Origin of the sequence: Brevundimonas sp. (assembly GCF_036405315.1) — a bacterium.
Classification (GTDB): Bacteria; Pseudomonadota; Alphaproteobacteria; order Caulobacterales; family Caulobacteraceae; genus Brevundimonas.
This window is the reverse complement of sequence record NZ_DASWXW010000051.1, coordinates 1-1,663: the sequence shown is the minus strand read 5'-3', so window position 1 is coordinate 1,663 and position 1,663 is coordinate 1. Positions and strand designations below refer to the sequence as shown.

Here is a 1,663-nt window from a genome sequence, read left to right as displayed (position 1 = left end):
CGGCGTTGAAAAGGCCAAGAGCGGCCACCCCGGCATGCCCATGGGCATGGCCGACGTCGCCACCGTCCTCTACTCGAAATTCCTGAAGTTCGACGCCAGCCGCCCCGACTGGGCCGACCGCGACCGCTTCATCCTGTCGGCGGGCCACGGCTCCATGCTGATCTACAGCCTGCTGCACCTCACGGGCTACAAGGACGCGACCCGGGAACAGCTGGAAAACTTCCGCCAATGGGGCTTCAAGACCGCCGGTCACCCCGAGTACGGCCACATGGCCGGGATCGAGACGACCACCGGCCCGCTGGGTCAGGGTCTGGCCACCTCGGTCGGCTTCGCCCTCGCTGAGCGCCATCTGGCCGCCCGCTTCGGCAAGGATCTGGTGGACCACCGCACCTGGGTCGTCGCCGGCGACGGCTGCCTGATGGAAGGCGTGTCGCAGGAGGCCATCGCGCTTGCCGGTCGCCTGAAGCTGAACAAGCTCTGCGTCCTGTGGGACGACAACGAAATCACCATCGACGGCAAGGTGTCCCTGTCGGACGCCACCGACCAGTTGGCCCGCTTCAAGGCCTCGGGCTGGGCGGTCAAGGCCATCGACGGCCACGACTACAAGCAGATCCAGAAGGCCCTGGCCTGGGCGACCAAGCAGGACAAGCCGACGCTGATCGCCTGCAAGACCAAGATCGGCAAGGGCGCCGCCACCATGGAAGGCAGCCACAAGACCCACGGCGCCGCCCTGGGCGCCACCGAGATCGCCGCCACGCGTCAGGCCCTGCACTGGCCCTTCGCCCCGTTCGAACTGCCGGAAGGCGTCCAGAAGGCCTGGGCCAAGGTCGGCAAGCAGGGCGCCAAGACCCGCAAGGGCTGGGAAGCCCGCCTGCTGAACCACGCCCAGCGCGACGACTTCACCCGCGCCATGGCCGGCGACCTGCCCAACGGCGCCTTCGAGACGCTTGAAGCCAAGCTGAAGGAACTGGTCTCGACCCAACCTGCCATGGCCACGCGCCAGTCGTCGGGCGAAGCGCTGGAGACGGTGTTCGCCGCCATCCCCGAGCTGATCGGCGGCTCGGCCGACCTGACCGGCTCGAACAACACCTTCGTCAAGGATACCCAGATCCTCGACGCTCCCGACTACGCCGGTCGCTACCTGAACTACGGCATCCGCGAATTCGGCATGGCCGCGGCGATGAACGGCCTGGCCCTGCATGGCGGGGTCATCCCCTACGCCGGCACCTTCATGGCGTTCGCGGACTACAGCCGCCCGGCCATCCGCCTGGGCGCCCTGATGGGCGTGCGCGTGGTTCACGTCCTGACCCATGACTCGATCGGTCTGGGCGAAGACGGCCCGACGCACCAGCCGGTCGAGCACCTGGCGGCCCTGCGCGCCATCCCCAACCTGATGGTCTTCCGCCCCGCCGACACCGTCGAGGCGCTGGAGTGCTGGCAGGTCGCCCTGCAGCACAAGAAGACGCCGTCGGGCATGTGCCTGTCGCGTCAGAAGACCCCGGCTGTCCGTCTGACCGACGCGGGCGAGAACCTGTCGCGCAAGGGCGCCTATGAGCTGAAGGCCGCCAACGGCGTGGCGAAAGTCACCCTGTTCGGCACCGGCACCGAAGTCGCCCTGGCGCTGAAGGCCGCCGAGACGCTGGAGGCCGAAGGCGTGCCGACC

Annotated in this window: 1 protein-coding gene; it reads left to right on the top strand. The window is 68.4% G+C overall.

Annotated features, from left to right (window positions below):
- Positions 1-1,663 (top strand): transketolase (gene tkt, locus VGE49_RS03190; protein WP_331033137.1); only part of this gene is annotated, 1,663 nt, incomplete at both ends.